The 12,397-nt window shown below is 40.5% G+C and carries 12 protein-coding genes; 5 read left to right on the top strand and 7 right to left on the bottom strand.

All coding sequences use genetic code 11. The features are described from left to right. Nucleotide 1: 1 nt before the first annotated feature. Complete coding sequence (locus tag CS889_RS05545) at nt 2–655, bottom strand: amino acid ABC transporter permease (protein WP_089087084.1); 654 nt, start codon at nt 653–655, stop codon at nt 2–4. A 178-nt stretch (nt 656–833) separates the two neighbouring features. Between CS889_RS05545 and CS889_RS05540 the strand changes: the two genes are divergently transcribed. Beyond that, nucleotides 834–2,927, top strand: coding sequence for a carbon starvation CstA family protein (locus tag CS889_RS05540; RefSeq protein ID WP_172825123.1), 2,094 nt, complete (start codon nt 834–836; stop codon nt 2,925–2,927). Between the two features lie 326 nt (nt 2,928–3,253). On the opposite strand, the gene hofH is transcribed toward CS889_RS05540, so the two are convergent. Together hofH and pgi are read right to left on the bottom strand one after the other, a co-directional pair. Then, nucleotides 3,254–4,669 (bottom strand): outer membrane beta-barrel protein HofH, encoded by a 1,416-nt coding sequence (gene hofH / locus CS889_RS05535; RefSeq protein WP_089087082.1) that lies wholly within the window; start codon nt 4,667–4,669, stop codon nt 3,254–3,256. 303 nt (nt 4,670–4,972) lie between these two features. Further along, nucleotides 4,973–6,610 carry a glucose-6-phosphate isomerase gene (gene pgi / locus CS889_RS05530; RefSeq protein WP_000957620.1) on the bottom strand — a complete coding sequence of 546 codons (1,638 nt, stop codon included), beginning with the start codon at nt 6,608–6,610 and terminating at the stop codon, nt 4,973–4,975. A gap of 64 nt (nt 6,611–6,674) precedes the next feature. Between pgi and CS889_RS05525 the strand changes: the two genes are divergently transcribed. Continuing rightward, entirely contained in the window at nt 6,675–7,835 is a 1,161-nt protein-coding gene (locus CS889_RS05525) for an HP1165 family MFS efflux transporter (RefSeq protein WP_089087081.1), read from the top strand. Between the two features lie 6 nt (nt 7,836–7,841). On the opposite strand, the gene CS889_RS05520 is transcribed toward CS889_RS05525, so the two are convergent. Both CS889_RS05520 and ccoS read right to left on the bottom strand, forming a co-directional pair. Further along, nucleotides 7,842–8,816, bottom strand: a complete 975-nt coding sequence (locus CS889_RS05520) for an NAD(P)-binding domain-containing protein (protein WP_089087080.1) — start codon at nt 8,814–8,816, stop codon at nt 7,842–7,844. A 27-nt stretch (nt 8,817–8,843) separates the two neighbouring features. After that, a complete protein-coding gene (ccoS, locus tag CS889_RS05515; RefSeq protein ID WP_001090947.1) occupies nt 8,844–9,041 on the bottom strand; it encodes a cbb3-type cytochrome oxidase assembly protein CcoS in 198 nt (65 codons plus the stop codon). A gap of 122 nt (nt 9,042–9,163) precedes the next feature. Between ccoS and CS889_RS05510 the strand changes: the two genes are divergently transcribed. From CS889_RS05510 to ybeY, 3 genes are all read left to right on the top strand, one after another. Further along, nucleotides 9,164–9,745 carry a DedA family protein gene (locus CS889_RS05510; RefSeq protein ID WP_089087079.1) on the top strand — a complete coding sequence of 194 codons (582 nt, stop codon included), beginning with the start codon at nt 9,164–9,166 and terminating at the stop codon, nt 9,743–9,745. Between the two features lie 91 nt (nt 9,746–9,836). After that, nucleotides 9,837–10,331, top strand: coding sequence for a flavodoxin (locus CS889_RS05505; RefSeq protein WP_000516060.1), 495 nt, complete (start codon nt 9,837–9,839; stop codon nt 10,329–10,331). A 53-nt stretch (nt 10,332–10,384) separates the two neighbouring features. After that, nucleotides 10,385–10,810, top strand: coding sequence for an rRNA maturation RNase YbeY (gene ybeY / locus CS889_RS05500; RefSeq protein WP_000889513.1), 426 nt, complete (start codon nt 10,385–10,387; stop codon nt 10,808–10,810). A gap of 238 nt (nt 10,811–11,048) precedes the next feature. Here the strand turns inward: ybeY and fic are convergent, their stop codons facing one another. Both fic and proC read right to left on the bottom strand, forming a co-directional pair. Beyond that, the gene (gene fic, locus CS889_RS05495; RefSeq protein ID WP_000549910.1) at nt 11,049–11,582 is read right to left on the bottom strand and encodes a protein adenylyltransferase Fic; all 534 of its coding nucleotides are present in this window, start codon (nt 11,580–11,582) and stop codon (nt 11,049–11,051) included. A 5-nt stretch (nt 11,583–11,587) separates the two neighbouring features. Further along, the gene (gene proC / locus CS889_RS05490) at nt 11,588–12,385 is read right to left on the bottom strand and encodes a pyrroline-5-carboxylate reductase (protein ID WP_089087078.1); all 798 of its coding nucleotides are present in this window, start codon (nt 12,383–12,385) and stop codon (nt 11,588–11,590) included. Nucleotides 12,386–12,397: the final 12 nt, after the last annotated feature.

The raw sequence follows: 12,397 nt of genomic DNA, 5'->3' as shown, positions 1-12,397 counted from the left end.
TTTAAGCCACTTTCTTTTTAAAAGAACGCTCTAAAATCACAAACAAAGCGCTCAAAGGGAGCAAAGCGATCAAATAAGTGAGGCTTAACATCAACAGGCTTTCAGTCGTTTTGTAATAAATGCCAATAAAATCTTTCGCCACAAACATAATATCGGTTAGGGCTATCGCGCCCACCACCGAAGTTTCTTTGAGTAAAAAAATCACATTCGCTCCTATGGAAGGCATGGAAACGCTTAAGCTTTGAGGTAAAATAATGTAATACATCATTTTCAAAGGGCCAAACCCTAAACTCAAAGCGCTTTCTCTTTGAATGGAAGCCAAGCTCTTAAACCCAAGCAAAAAACTTTGACTCATATACCCCCCACCCAAAAACCCTAACGCTAAAATCGCGCACTCTAAAGCGCTCAAACCGATTTCATTCAACCCGTAATACAAAAAGAAAAGCTGGATGAGTAGGGGCGTGTTCCTAGCGATTTCGCCATAGATATAGGCAACAGGAGAGAGAAAACGCGTTTTAAAATACAAAATGATCGCGCACAAAAACCCCACCAAAAGAGAGAGCAAAATCCCAAAGAAAGAAATATAAAGCGTGAGTTCTAACCCCTTAAGAAACATAGGGATGGAGTGAAACATAAAATCCCAATCTAATGCCATAACGCTTACCTTAAAATTAATGGCGCTTAACGCACCACATTAAAAAACAGCTCTCATTTGCCCCAATTGTTAGAAGTTTGGAAAAACCAAGCCTTTAAGCGGGAAGTTTATGAGCCATTTTGCCACTATTCAAAGAAAATTTGGATTATAATAAAAAAACTGGCTGAAATTAACAACAATGATTAAACAATCATTAAATGGAGAGGACATGCAAAAAAGTTTAGTTTCTTTGGCTTGGGTTTTTGTCGCTATTTTAGGGGCGATCTGTTTAGGGGTGTTAGCCTTACACAAGGGCGAGAGCATTAACACGCTATGGCTTGTAGTAGCGAGCGCTTGCATTTATAGCATAGGCTATCGTTTTTATAGCCATTTTATCGCTTATCGGGTGTTAAAGCTAGACGATAGCAGAGCCACGCCCGCATGTATAAGGAATGACGGCAAGGATTTTGTGCCAACCGATAAAGCCATCACCTTTGGGCATCATTTCGCCGCTATTGCTGGGGCTGGCCCTTTAGTAGGCCCGATACTAGCCGCTCAAATGGGTTACTTGCCCTCTATCTTATGGATTTTGATAGGCTCGGTTTTAGGGGGTTGCGTGCATGATTTTGTGGTGCTTTTTGCTTCCATTAGGCGCGATGGCAAGTCTTTAGGCGAAATGATCAAACTTGAAATGGGTCAATTTGTAGGCATGATCGCAAGTCTTGGTATTTTAGGGATCATGCTCATTATCATTGCGATTTTAGCGATGGTGGTGGTGAAGGCTTTAGCGCATTCGCCTTGGGGCTTTTTTACGATCGCTATGACCATTCCCATTGCGATTCTTATGGGGCTTTACATGCGGTTTTTCAGGCCGCATAAGATTTTGGAAGTTTCTGTTATTGGCTTTATCCTATTGATTATAGCGATTTATGCGGGTAAATATGTTTCTTTAGATCCTAAATTAGCGTCAATATTCACCTTTGATGCCAGTTCTTTAGCGTGGATGATCATGGGTTATGGGTTTGTGGCTTCTATTTTACCGGTATGGTTTTTACTCGCTCCACGAGATTATTTAAGCACTTTTTTAAAAATTGGCGTTATAGGGGTGTTGGTTGTGGCTATTGTTTTTGTCGCTCCGCCTTTACAAATCCCTAAAATCACGCCCTTTGTAGATGGCAGTGGGCCTGTGTTTGCAGGAAGCGTGTTCCCTTTCTTGTTTATCACGGTGGCTTGCGGGACGATTAGCGGCTTTCATGCTTTAATTTCTTCAGGCACGACCCCTAAAATGCTCGCTAAAGAAAGCGACGCAAGGCTAGTGGGCTATGGCTCTATGGTGATGGAGAGCGTTGTGGCTCTTATGGCGTTGGTGTGCGCAGGGATCTTGCACCCAGGGCTTTATTTCGCTATCAATTCCCCAGAAGTGAGCATCGGTAAAGATATAGCTGATGCGGCTTCGGTGATTAGCTCATGGGGGTTTAATATCAGCGCTGAAGAAATCAGTGAGATGACCAAAAACATCGGCGAAAGCTCCATTTTGAGCCGCACCGGTGGGGCGCCCACTTTTGCGATCGGTTTAGCGATGATCGTGTATCACATTTTAGGGGATCCAAGCGTGATGGCGTTTTGGTATCATTTTGCGATCTTGTTTGAAGCTTTGTTCATTTTAACCGCTGTGGATGCTGGCACACGAACCGCTCGCTTTATGATCCAAGATTTGCTCGGTAACGTTTATAAACCTTTGGGCGATCTTAGCTCTTATAAGGCTGGGATTTTTGCCACTCTTTTGTGCGTGGCAGGGTGGGGGTATTTCTTGTATCAAGGCACGATCGATCCTAAAGGAGGGATTTATACGCTATGGCCTTTATTTGGCGTGAGCAATCAGATGTTAGCGGGCATGGCGTTGTTGTTGGTTACGGTGGTGTTGTTTAAAATGGGGCGTTTTAAGGGGGCGATGATAAGCGCCTTACCAGCAGTTTTGATTTTATCCATCACTTTTTATAGCGGTATTTTAAAGGTGGTGCCAAAGAGTAATGATAGCGTGCTGAATAATGTTTCCCATGTGGCGCAAATGCAAATCATCAAAGAAAAAATGGCTATTACTACCGATGAAAAAGCGCTAAAAACACTCCAAAAATCCTTTTTTAACCACGCTATTGATGCGATTTTGTGCGTGTTTTTCATGCTTGTGGCGCTATTAGTTTTAATAGTGAGCGTTAGGATTTGCTCAAACGCTTATTTTAAAAATCAAATTTACCCGCCGCTGGCTGAAACGCCCTATATCAAAGCCGCTTGAATAAAAAAGGGGTTTTAACCCCCCTTTAAATCCATAAAAAAAGTTTGACCCTGTTCGTGAAGTGTGCAAACACTAAAGATGCTTGGGGTTTCTGCTTAGGTTCTTAAAAGGCTATCGCTTGCTTTAAATTAAAAATGAACTTGTATTTTACTTAACGGGTATGATTTAAAAAGGGCTTTTTCTTGAAAAGAAATTTTACATATAGAGATTAGAGAGAAACAGCGTTAAAAAACGCCTATCATATCGTAGGAGACAGCATCAAAATGAAGCCTACCATAATCATAGGGTAGCATCAAAATGACGCCTACCATAATCATAGGGTAGCATCAAAATGATGCTACTAGAGCCGTGTATAACGCGCTCCTGTCAGAATAAAGGGCGGGGAAGTCTTTAGGTACAGGCCCGTTTTCACCCGGTTTAAAGCCTTTGTTAGTGTGCACGCCATAATACGCAAGATCCACGCTACCGCTCAAATATTCAGTGAATTTATAGCCTAAAGAGATCATCGCTCTCGCTTCCCAAGAGACCACTGAATTGGAATATTGCGTGGCGAATTTCCATGTGAATTTTTTGGCAAAATGAGTGCCGCCACAAGAAAGGAGAATGGTAGCGGCGTCTCTTTTAAGGGCTGTGCCTGTAAAACCCGCATAGACGCTGTTACTCCCCATGATCACACCGCTTGGATTCCCCATGTTGCCTATCCAACCATTAGCGTTTTGAAAGACTTTATAAAAAGCGATGGAAACATTGTAATTGTTGATGTCAAAGCGTTGGCGGATGATGAGATTTTGCCCGTTTTGAGTGGCTGGCGTGTCGTATTTATAGACCGGGCTTCCATTGGATTTAACGATCATCCAAGGGTAGTAAATGGGGAAAAACCCTATGATAGCTGTATCAGAGCGAAAGCCTGTGCCGCTAAAATTAGGGTTAGAGTCCCAGCCGATCTTAACGCCCGGAGCGTTAAAGATTTGAGGCGAAAGGTAATAAAAGCCTTCTATGAGGAAACGATGAGGTTTATAGGTGAGTTGCACCGCATGCGTGCCATAAAGCACCTTTCGCCCATGGCTATCATAACCTCCATTATTGTTTTTGGTAAAGCCTCCGCTATAAGTGGTTCGTGCGGCAAACCAATCCATTAAAAACGAACCATAAGCAAACGCCCTACCCCATGAGCTAAACCAAGTCAAGCGCGCATGCTTGTATTGCCCAGAAACTTGAAAGCCTTGCGTTTGACCGCTTTTATAAGGCATAGTGGAGAGATAGCGCCCGGCTTTTATTTCAAAATAATTCTTATAAGCGTATTCTAAATACGCGTCGCTAAAGACATAATTGCGGACATTTTTGTTGTGTTTCATGTTCTGCGTCTCAAGGCTATCGGTTTGTAAGATATTCGTATAGCCCCCCATAAACCCATCGTAATAACCAAAGAGGTTGTAAGCCACAGAGCCGTCTTCAAACTTCTTCGTGCCGTCATAGAAAATAGATCCGACCATGCCTCCTATTTTGCCTTTTAGAACATGATCTGAAACCTTTTTGGGTAACAGGCTAAAACCAAGCCCTAAATAGCCCGCAATCGTTGCGAATTGCTGCATAGGGTAGATGCCTCTTTCTTTATTGATTTTATGCTGGTTAAAACCGATCGTGCTGGATTGATCCACAAAGCCATTGAGCTTAGCTTCAAAACCTTGTAAAGAAGTGCTTAAAAACGCTCCAAAGAATAAAACCTGACTTGCCTTTTTCATGCATGCCTCCTAAAATGAGATTGATAAATGCAAATGCTTTTAAAGATAAATCTATTCTTTAGTTTTTATTATTCTTAGCTTTGAAGTAATTATAATATGTAAAATAATGCGTATGATGAGAAAGTCAAGCTTTTAAAAGCTAAAAACGATTAATTTGTAGAAAATTTACTCCCTTTAAACTCAAATGGCTAATATATGGCGCTAAAATCCGTTACGATTAACGGATGATTTTGAATGGATCGCTTGAGAATGGGGTTAAGCTTCGCTCCATTGTTTTTAGGTTTCACTTTGCCGCAAAAAAACCTATTGGTTATAATTCTTATACAATTCTATTAAGTGCTTAGTGGAGCTGTCAAAATAAGCGTTGCTTTTATGCCCTTCTAATTCTTGTAAAATCGGCACGGCTAACTCTTTCCCAAGCTCCACGCCCCATTGATCAAAGCTGTTAATATCCCAAATGACCCCTTGCACAAAGACCTTATGCTCATAAAGAGCCACCAACGCCCCAATATTGCTTGGTGAAATCTTTTCTAATAAAAGGATATTAGAGGGGCGGTTGCCAAAAAACACCCTGTGGTGGGCCAAGTCTTTGGCTTCATCTTTGTCTAAACCTTTAGAAAGCAATTCCCCAAGCGCTTCTTCATAGCTTTTGCCTTTCATGAAGGCTTGCGCTTGCGCTAAAACATTGCTGAATAAAATCTCATGGTGGCCTTTAGCGTTAGGTTTTTTATCCAAAGAGGCGATAAAATCAATGGGGATTAAATGCGTGCCTTGATGCAAGAGCTGGAAAAAAGCGTGCTGAGCGTTAATGCCCATATCGCCCCAAACAACAGGGCATGTGTCATAGGGGATGATTTCGCCTTTTTTGCTGATGCGTTTGCCATTGCTTTCCATATCCAATTGCTGAATGAATTTAGGGAAATGCCTTAAATACTGATCGTAAGGGGCGATCAAGTGGCTTTTGGATTGGAAAAAATTGATATACCACACGCCGATTAATCCCATTAAAACGGGTAAATTGCTTTCAAAAGGGGCGTTTCTAAAATGCTCATCCATCAAATACGCCCCTTTCAAAAGAGCGTTAAAATTTTTCTTCCCTAAATAGATCATAATGGATAAGCCAATGGCCGACCACAAGCTATAACGCCCCCCTACAAAATCCCAAAATTCAAACATGTTATGCTCGTCAATGCCAAATTGTTGCACGGCTTCTTTATTGGTGGATACCGCTACAAAGTGCTTAGCGATATGCTTTTCATCGCCACTCCTTTCTACAAACCATTTTCTAGCGGTTAGGGCGTTGGTTAAGGTTTCTTGAGTGGAAAAAGTCTTGGAAGCCACGATAAAAAGCGTGCTGGCCGGATTGATTTTTTCCAAAACGTCTAAAATCTGCGTGCCATCCACATTAGACACAAAATGCATTTTTAATCTCGGGTGGCCGTAGCGTTTTAGAGCGGTGCAAACCATTAAAGCGCCCAAATCTGACCCCCCAATACCGATATTGACAATATCAGTGATCACTTGATTGGTATAGCCTAATCTTTTACCGCTCCTCACGCTATCGCTAAAGGCTCGCATGCGTTTTAAAACGCTCCGAACACTTTTTAACACTTCCATGTTGTCTAGTAAGATTTCTGCGTCATTCAAGCTTCTTAAGGCGGTGTGTAAAACGGCCCTTTTTTCGGTGGTGTTGATTTTTTCGCCCTTAAACATCGCTTCAATCTTTTCTTTTAAAGAGCAATCGTTCGCCAATTCAAAAAGAAGCTTTAAAGTGGTATCGTTCAGGCGGTTTTTGGAATAATCCAAGCTCAAGCTTTCCAATTGCACGAAATAACGGCTCGCTCGCTCTTTGTCTTTAGAAAACCAATCGCGCATGTGCGCTTCTTTAATTTCTTCATAATGTTTGAGTAATTTTGGATAAGTTTTTAATTGGGTTAGCATCAATACCCCTTCAATTAAAAGATATAACGCTGTATTATAAGCTAGTTTTAATTATAATTTTCAAATGTTAAGAAAAAACATTTTAGCTTACTATGGGGCGAATTTTCTCTTAATCATCGCTCAAAGCTTGCCCCATGCGATTTTAACCCCCTTGTTGCTTTCTAAAGGGCTTAGTTTGAGTGAAATCTTGCTCGTGCAAACCTTTTTCAGTTTTTGCGTGCTAGTGGCTGAATACCCGAGCGGTGTTTTAGCGGATTTGATGAGCCGGAAAAACCTATTCCTGGTTTCTAATATCTTTTTAATCGCTAGTTTTTCGTTTGTGCTGTTTTTTGATAGTTTTATCCTCATGCTTTTAGCGTGGGGGTTGTATGGTTTGTATAGCGCATGCTCTAGCGGCACGATTGAAGCTTCACTCATCACGGACATTAAAGAAAATAAAAAGGATTTGTCCCGGTTTTTAGCCAAAAACAATCAAATTACTTATTTAGGCATGATTATAGGGAGTTCTTTGGGATCGTTTTTGTATCTCAAAATCCATGCGATGCTGTATATCATGGGGATTTTTCTAATCATGCTCTGCGCACTAACGATCGTGTTTTATTTTAAAGAAAAAGAAGCGGATTTTAAAAGCCAAAAAAGCCTGAAACTCCTTAAAGAGCAAGTCAAAGGTAGCCTTAAAGAACTTAAAGACAACCCCAAACTTAAAATTTTGTTAGCGGGGCATTTGATCACGCCTATCTTTTTTATGAGCCATTTCCAAATGTGGCAAGCGTATTTTTTAAAACAAGGCGTTAAAGAGCAATACCTTTTTATATTTTATATCGCTTTTCAAGTGATTTCTATCCTCATTCATTTTTTAAAAGCTTCAAATTACAGCCAAAAAATCGCCTTAAGTTCGCTTGTGGTATTGCTAGGCGTTAGCCCCTTGTTGCTTAGCAATATCCCTTATTGTTTCATAGGGGTGTATGCGCTCATGGTGGCGTTTTTCACTTACATGAGTTATTGCTTAAACTATCAATTCTCCAAATTCGTTTCTAAAAACAACATTTCCTCGCTCTCATCGCTTTCATCAAGCTGTGTGCGCGTGGTTTCTGTATTAGTTTTATCGCTTAGTAGTTTGGAACTGCGTTACTTTTCGCCCCTAACTATTATCACCATGCACTTTGCCCTAACGCTTCTAATCCTCTTTTTCTTTTTGTATAAGGCTAAGCCGTTTGATGAGTGAGCGGCTTTAAGAGTGCAACCTTTTAGCGATTTCTAAAGCGACATCATAGCCATGATTGAGCGCGGTAGCGATGCTCGCCCCTGATTTGAATAAAATATCGCCCACGATGAACAAATTAGGGATATTGTTGCTCTCTAAATTTTCCTTCACCACAGGGATATTGGTGCTAGAATCCAGCTCTAAAGAACAGCGTTTGAAAAACTCTAAGGGAGTAGAGCCACCGATCGCATACAGCAAGCGATCAAAACTCTCGCTCGTGTTATCGGTGAAATTAACCTTGATTTGAGTGTTATCTTCTTCTAGGCTTTCAATATCCACTCCAAGCTTGCTTTTAAGCGTGTTATCATCTAGGACTTCTTGCAAGTTTTTAGCGTTGTCTTCATTGATGCGGCTGAATTCTTTTTTGCGGTAATTGAGGGTGGTGGGGGTGGTTTTACACAAAGCGATGGCGTATTCCACCGCTGAGTTGCCTCCGCCGATCACAAGGGTTTTTTCATTTTCCTTGCAATCATTGATGCTAAAAACCACTTGTTTGGAGAGCGCAACAGGGATTTTATAAGCAGTGGGGCGGTTTGGCTGGCCCATTTTCCCGATCGCAACCACCACAAATTTAGCATGATAGGTTGTATTAGAAGTGGTGGTAACTTTAAACAGCTCGCCCTCTTTTTTCACGCTTTCAATATCGGTTTTATAGCTTGGCGTGATGTGATGCTCTTTTAAAAGGTTAGTGAAATTTTCTAAAGTCTCTTCTTTAAAGCTGTCTTTAAAAGGGATATGCCCCTTAAGCTCTACGACTTGCTTTTTATAATCTTTATCAATCCTTTTACCGGCTTTATAAAACTTTTCCAACATGCCTGAATGGCTTTCGGTTTTTTCGCATAAAAGCACTTTTTTAACGCCGGCTATTTCGCATTCTATCGCTGTGGCAATGCCCCCAGGCCCTGCGCCCACTATCAACACATCTAAAATTTCTTGACTCATTTTCTATCCTTTTTATTTTTATTTTTTTTAATTTTTGGGGTCTTGGCGTTTTTCTTGTAAAATCGCTTCGTTCAAATCGCTCGCGCTATCATACAACACGCTTTCAAGCATGCGTTTTTCATCGTCAAACTGACCGCTTTTAACCCCCCATAAAAACGCTATTAAGCCTACCAATCCCATAAGCACGGAGACAACTAACATGATGGTTAAAATTTCTGTATTCATCTCTTTATCTTTTAGGTTATTAGGATAACCCTATCATTATACTAAAAGATAGCGTTTAAATCACCAATAGGTTGAATAAGTTTGGATAACATGAAAATGAGAAAACTAAAAAGAGGGTTTTTATGCAAGAAGCGTTGTTGCGTTTTCAAGAGGGCTTTAAGGAGTGGGGTTATCTTATTTTGTTTTTGTATTCTTTGGGGGGTGGGTATGTGGGGATTGTCATCGCTTCCATTTTGAGCGCCACCACGCACGCTTTGGATATAAAAATAACCATTCTTGTCGCTTTTTTAGGGAATTTAATAGGGAGTGGGGCTCTTGTGGTCTTTGCCCGCTATCAAAAAAGAGAGTTTTTAAAGTATTTTCATAAGCACCGAAGAAAGCTCGCTTTAGCGAGTTTGTGGGTGAAACGCTACGCTTTTTTAATGATTTTTGTCAATAAATATTTGTATGGGGTTAAAAGCGTTGTGCCTTTGGCGGTTGGTTTTAGCAAATACCCTTTAAAAAGGTTTTTATGGCTTAATGTTTTATCCAGTTTTTTGTGGGCGTTAATCGTGGGGAGCGTTTCTTTTCAAGCGAGCGATTGGGTGAAAACGCTGTATGAAAGGCTTTCTCATTACACTTCGTTTTTTGTCATAAGTTTTGTTCTGATAGCGCTTTTAATATGGTTTTTATTGAAACGATATTCGCGTAAAATGGGTTTTTAAGCAAGATTTTTAATTAAATGCGCTAGACTACACCCACAAGCATTCGCATGAAAGCGGGTGCGTTAATATCTTAAAAATAAGGATTGAGAACATGGGAAAAATTGGTATCTTTTTTGGGACAGATAGCGGGAACGCTGAAGCCATTGCCGAAAAAATCAGCAAGGCTATTGGTAATGCCGAAGTGATTGATGTGGCTAAAGCTTCTAAAGAGCAATTCAATAGCTTTACAAAGGTTATTCTAGTCGCTCCAACAGCGGGTGCTGGTGATTTGCAAACGGATTGGGAAGACTTTTTAGGCACGCTAGAATCGAGCGACTTTGCGAATAAAACCATTGGGCTTGTGGGCTTAGGCGATCAAGACACTTACAGCGAAACTTTCGCAGAAGGCATTTTCCACATTTATGAAAAAGCGAAAGCCGGTAAAGTGGTGGGGCAAACTCCCACTGATGGTTATCATTTTGAAGCTTCTAAAGCGGTAGAAGGCGGTAAATTCGTGGGTCTAGTGATTGATGAAGACAATCAAGATGATTTGACGGACGGAAGAATTTCAAAATGGGTAGAACAAATTAAAGGTTCTTTCGCTTAATCTTTAAAAGCCCTAGAATTTAGGGCTTTTTAAAACTTCTTTTTATATTTTTAATGCTAGAAATAGACAACCAAACCCCACTAGAATTGGATTTTTTATTGTTAGAAAAAATCGCAAATTTTTTAGCCCCCACTCAAATCATTGAGCTTGTTTTGGTGAGCGATGAAACCATGCGAGAGATCAATAGGGATTTAAGGGACTGCGATTACGCCACTGATGTTTTGAGCTTCCCTTTAGAAGCGATTTCTCATACCCCTTTAGGGAGCGTGGTCATTAATGCGCCGTTAGCCCAAGAAAACGCCCTGAAATTAGGGCATAGCTTAGAAGATGAGATCGCTCTTTTATTCATTCATGGGGTGTTGCACTTGCTGGGCTATGACCATGAAAAAGATAAGGGCGAACAACGCCAAAAAGAGGGCGAACTCATTAAGGCTTTTGACTTGCCTTTGAGTTTGATTGAACGGACACAAGAGTGTTAAATCTGCTCTAATACTGACAAATAAAGCTTTTAATTTCTTTTAAAATGGGGCTTTAATTATTTTGTCTTATATTTTAAATTTTATTTTATAGTAAAGGGGGATAGGAGGTAAAACATTTCCTCCTGCAACCCCCCAACTAAATCCCACTAATCCCCTAAGATCGCATTATAAAAAACTATCTCTTGACTAGCGTCAAACTCTTTCGTATTGGATTATAAAAAATGATTTTAGTATTTTTTCAAAGCCCTTCATAGTAATACGACTGCGTGATGCCTTTAATGAAAGTTAAGGGATCGTTAATATTAGAACTCAAATGCTTTTTTAAAAGCGTTTTGATTTCCAAATCATTCACAGGGCTTCTCTCCATCGCGCTCAAATAAGCGGCTTTATCAATCCTATCCCAAAGTACGATTTTTTTCAATTCCTTTTTAAGCAACAAATCAAGCCATATCCTTGTGGCTCTGCCATTACCCTCCAAAAAAGGGTGGGCGATATTCATTTCCACATATTTTTCTATGATTTGATTGAAATTGCTTTGCGGCATGCTCTCAATTCTGGGTAAAATCAAATCCAAATACAAGCAATTAGCGAACCTGAAATTCCCTTTAGAGATATTTTTATCCCTGATTTTCCCGGCAAATTCATACAGACCTTCAAACAAAAACCGATGGATTTCTTGCAAGCCCTTGATTGTGCCTACTTCTATGGTATCAATCAGACCGCTTTGGATCAAATGCTTGGCTTTTTCTAAACTCTGCCTGTCTAAATGCATCGCGCTTATTTTTTAAGAGTGCAATTCTTTAGGGGGCGTATTTTTTTCACGCTTTCATGACATGCTTTGATGAACGCTCCCCTAACCCCCTTTTTTTCTAAAACGCTCAAGCCTTCAATCGTTGCGCCTTTAGGGGTGCAAATTTGCTCTATAATCACCTCAGGGCGTTCTTTTTCTAACAGCTTGGCAAAGCCTTTAAAACTCATTTCCACTAATTCTAAAGAATCTCTAGCGCTCAAGCCCTCTCTAATACCAGCATCTTTCAAACCGCTCGCTACCAAGCTTAAAAAAGCGAGCGCGCTCCCATTGGTCGCTATACTGGCATCCACCTGCTCTTCGTTTCCCACTCGCACGCAATTCCCAAAACTCTCAATAATACTCAAAGCTTTCTCGCTTATTGAAGGCGCAACCGATTTTTCACACACCGCCGTAGAAGAAAGGGCGAATTTGCTCGCAATATTAGGCATGCATTTTAAGTAATGTAAAGAATTAATCGCATTGCTTAAAGCTTCAAAATTTACGCCAGCTAAAGCGCTCAAAACGCTTTTAGCCTGCCCTTGATAATTAAAATCCTTAAGGTTATAAGGCTTAAACAATAAAAACACGAATTTTTGGTGTATATCAATAGCGTCTTTATAAGGCACGATTTGGGCTTGAATGTTTTTTTCTTGTAAAAAGGGAGCGATTTTTTCAGGGTTTCTTCCGGTGATTTCTAAAATAAAACGCCTGGATAAAATTTCATGAGAGCCTTCTAAAATCGCTTGAGCCATGTTCCCATAGCCGACAAACTGCAAGATTTCCATAACGCGCCCCTT

The organism is Helicobacter pylori (genome assembly GCF_900120335.1).
GTDB lineage: Bacteria > Campylobacterota > Campylobacteria > Campylobacterales > Helicobacteraceae > Helicobacter > Helicobacter pylori_BU.
The sequence above is the reverse complement of the archived record's forward strand: the minus strand, read 5'-3'. Positions and strand labels throughout refer to the sequence as shown.

Coding starts and splice junctions, on each gene's coding strand:
- ybeY (WP_000889513.1), top strand. CDS start 10,385: ATGCTAGAAATAGACAACCAAACCCCACTAGAATTGGATTTTTTATTG.
- fic (WP_000549910.1), bottom strand. CDS start 11,582: ATGCATTTAGACAGGCAGAGTTTAGAAAAAGCCAAGCATTTGATCCAA.
- CS889_RS05510 (WP_089087079.1), top strand. CDS start 9,164: ATGCAAGAAGCGTTGTTGCGTTTTCAAGAGGGCTTTAAGGAGTGGGGT.
- CS889_RS05525 (WP_089087081.1), top strand. CDS start 6,675: ATGTTAAGAAAAAACATTTTAGCTTACTATGGGGCGAATTTTCTCTTA.
- CS889_RS05545 (WP_089087084.1), bottom strand. CDS start 655: ATGGCATTAGATTGGGATTTTATGTTTCACTCCATCCCTATGTTTCTT.
- pgi (WP_000957620.1), bottom strand. CDS start 6,610: ATGCTAACCCAATTAAAAACTTATCCAAAATTACTCAAACATTATGAA.
- CS889_RS05520 (WP_089087080.1), bottom strand. CDS start 8,816: ATGAGTCAAGAAATTTTAGATGTGTTGATAGTGGGCGCAGGGCCTGGG.
- proC (WP_089087078.1), bottom strand. CDS start 12,385: ATGGAAATCTTGCAGTTTGTCGGCTATGGGAACATGGCTCAAGCGATT.
- CS889_RS05540 (WP_172825123.1), top strand. CDS start 834: ATGATTAAACAATCATTAAATGGAGAGGACATGCAAAAAAGTTTAGTT.
- ccoS (WP_001090947.1), bottom strand. CDS start 9,041: ATGAATACAGAAATTTTAACCATCATGTTAGTTGTCTCCGTGCTTATG.
- hofH (WP_089087082.1), bottom strand. CDS start 4,669: ATGAAAAAGGCAAGTCAGGTTTTATTCTTTGGAGCGTTTTTAAGCACT.
- CS889_RS05505 (WP_000516060.1), top strand. CDS start 9,837: ATGGGAAAAATTGGTATCTTTTTTGGGACAGATAGCGGGAACGCTGAA.